This window comes from Ruegeria alba, from assembly GCF_022321465.1.
In the GTDB taxonomy this organism is placed as follows: domain Bacteria; phylum Pseudomonadota; class Alphaproteobacteria; order Rhodobacterales; family Rhodobacteraceae; genus Ruegeria_B; species Ruegeria_B alba.
Window position 1 is genome coordinate 1 of the sequence record NZ_JAKOEM010000055.1, and the last position, 2,575, is coordinate 2,575.

At 61.4% G+C, this 2,575-nt stretch carries 5 protein-coding genes; all 5 read right to left on the reverse strand.

Annotation, left to right across the window (positions count from 1 at the left end; all coding sequences use genetic code 11):
- The coding region (locus tag MB818_RS21740) for a hypothetical protein (protein WP_238906512.1) at positions 1-284 on the reverse strand (284 nt) is incomplete at its 3' end.
- A complete protein-coding gene (locus MB818_RS21745; protein ID WP_238906514.1) occupies positions 277-498 on the reverse strand; it encodes a hypothetical protein in 222 nt (73 codons plus the stop codon). The genes MB818_RS21745 and MB818_RS21740, both read right to left, overlap by 8 nt.
- On the reverse strand, positions 495-743 hold the full coding sequence (locus MB818_RS21750) for a hypothetical protein (protein ID WP_238906516.1): 249 nt from the start codon (positions 741-743) through the stop codon (positions 495-497). Before MB818_RS21750 ends, MB818_RS21745 begins: the two co-directional genes overlap by 4 nt.
- 235 nt (positions 744-978) lie before the next feature.
- The gene (locus MB818_RS21755) at positions 979-1,674 is read right to left on the reverse strand and encodes a winged helix-turn-helix transcriptional regulator (protein ID WP_238906519.1); all 696 of its coding nucleotides are present in this window, start codon (positions 1,672-1,674) and stop codon (positions 979-981) included.
- Positions 1,675-2,180: 506 nt separating this feature from the next.
- A partial coding sequence (locus MB818_RS21760) for a phage BR0599 family protein (RefSeq protein WP_238906520.1) occupies positions 2,181-2,575 on the reverse strand: 395 nt, incomplete at its 5' end.

Consider the following 2,575-nt stretch of genomic DNA (forward strand, 5'->3'; position numbering starts at 1 on the left):
AGCGCCTGTCCGAGGGAGAGGCCGGGAATGCCGTTCGCGCCGTAGATGTTGAGCGCGGCGGTACTGCCTTGCTCGCCCGCCGGAAAGGCCGCGGCAGTGGCATTGGCCAGAAGCGTGGTGACCGCGCCGACCCCATCGCCGCTTCCGGAGACGGTGCCATCGGCCAACGACCAGGCGGTGCGGTCATCGACGCGGATCTCGCGGATCACATCCACCGGCCCATGGCAGAGCGCCAGGTGCGCCCCCAGCGCATAGCGATAGCCGACGATCACGGAACTACCCATGGCTCTGCTCCTGTTCCTGCTCCCGCGCCAAGCGCCGCTCGGCCTCGGCAATCGCCCGCATCGCAAGCGCGTCGCCGGTGGCCGCCAGCACTTCGGCGTCCACGCCCTCGCGAAGGAAGACCTGCCAGTCGAGCCCGTGGCGGGCAAACCAACTGCGCGCGCCCTGCAGACACAGCCGGGCGGCGCGCAGGTCCCGGACGGTCACGCGTGTCACTTCTTGCCTCCGGACTTGCGGATCGGGTCGACCTTCAGGTCTCCCGTCCAGACCACGTTCGGCCCCCTGAGCAGCACCGTGCCGAACACCACCGGGATCGGCCGGCCTTCCTCCGCCGTGGGCAGGTCGAATTCATCGAGCCCGGCGGCCTTCGGGGGCGCCGTCTTCGGCCGCGGCGCCAGCACATAGGAGATCGCCGTCAGCACAAGGCTGGCGACAATCTGGATGACAAAGTTCCAGACCATGGGGGCTTTCGGGGGTTGGGAGGGGTAAAGTGGGGACGGCCCGACGGCACGGTGCCCCGGGTTTGGGGCTAGAAAAAAAGCATGTTCCGTCTACGGCGGCTTTCCAGGGGCAAGCTGACACGGACAAAAAAAGGGTCTGTTACGGCTCAGCGGACTAAGCAGCGCTTCGCTTTGTGCGATATTCTGCAAAGATTAAAGTGAGGTTTGAACTCTTGCTGTATAAGGCTTACCGCTGTTAATCCAGCTGCATAACACCCTCTACATCCGCGTAGCTTGATCTAGGAAACCAGCGCTCAAAACTGCGCTCCAACACGGCGTCGCCCGTCATAAAGAACCTCCCGGCGGCGGTTTCCCGAGCAAAGGTGGATCGACCCATAAAGATGGCGTTTAGGGAAAGCTGAGATGTTTCGACGAAGAGGTCCACGTCGCTGCCCGGTGGATCGATACATAGTTCCAACTCGGTTCCGGGTTCATGGATCAGCCAATAGGTCGAGACAGCCTTTGGCTCGCCCTCGAAGCGGAATTGAATGACGGTTCGCTTTGCGGGCAACTCTGAAGTCTTCACTCCCCGCCGGTATGCCCACATCAAATCCCCGATGCGGGCACCAGTCATTGCGACTTCAGCTTTGATGTTGCGCTGCGCCCATCTGGCCAAGGCATCCATGGCCTCTTCAAGGTCCTTGGCCTTGTCTGTGCGAATGTAGTCAACTGTGCCTTTGGCGGGATCTTCGATGCGCTCCACCAGACCATTTTTCTCCATTTCCTCCAGCCGCTTGGAGAGCACACCCGGCGAGACACCGCCCACGGCACGCCGGATGTCATTGAACCGGCTGTAGCCGTTCCAGAGCTGGTTCAGAATCGGCAGGGTCCAGCGTGGTTCAAGCTCGTAACAGGCCTTCGAGATCGAGCAGACATTGCTGTAGGGTTTCATCGGCATTTCCTTTCACGTTGGAAGGTAACGCAACCATCTGAATTGCATCTAGTACGAAAAGCGTACTGCCTTGCTTTCTTTCTCTCACTATCGGGTCCAGCCTATTTCCGGCGAGGCTTTCCAAGCAAACTTGGGAGACCTGCAATGACCTACGAAAATACCTTCGCGCATCACGAGAATACCCGGACGTCCTGGACGCAACGCGCATACGCAAGGGCGCGAAAAATCATAACGAACTGGGGCAATAGAGAAGCCCTGTCATTGTCGATCGGAACTCTGCCCGATCACATGCTGAGAGACATCGGATTGACCGCCGCCGACGTCGAGAGTGCTCTCAACGAGTCGTCTCTCGCCTCGGAGACCGACAGGTTGGGAGAGATTGCGAAGACGCAGTCAAGAAACTGGTAGTGAGCTTGCGGGGTGGCGGTTCAGCGCGGCCTCACCGCCAAGCTCTCGGTCACGGCAATTCGACAGAGCTTTTCGTTCTGACATCCTGTTGGTCGGGCTCAAATAATACTCGTCCCGCCGAACGGATTCCGCCCCGGGATATCCGGGAACCCGCCGAAGTTCAGCAGGTTGCCAAAGCGGTTCGCACAGGTGTCGCGGCGCAGGTCGCAGCCGGGGGCGATCTGGATGCTGGCGGTGAGGCCGGGATCGTCGATTTCCGCCTCGAGCGCGGGCATCCGGCCTGAGAGCGTCAGGGTTGCTCCGACATGTCCGGTGATAAAACCCGGAATGCCGGCGTGGCGCAACACGCCGCCGCGATACCAGCCATCGGGCTGCGCGGCCGCCTCGGGCACGGTGATCTGGTGCCCGGAGCGGGTGGTCGCTGTCGCCGGGACCAGAAAGCTCTCGATATCGAGCCGGCAGCCGCCGGCATAGAGCACATGACGGCAGAGCC

Bases quoted from the DNA above. Each gene is read 5' to 3' on its own strand.
- MB818_RS21750 (WP_238906516.1), bottom strand. From the start codon at position 743: ATGGTCTGGAACTTTGTCATCCAGATTGTCGCCAGCCTTGTGCTGACG.
- MB818_RS21755 (WP_238906519.1), bottom strand. From the start codon at position 1,674: ATGAAACCCTACAGCAATGTCTGCTCGATCTCGAAGGCCTGTTACGAG.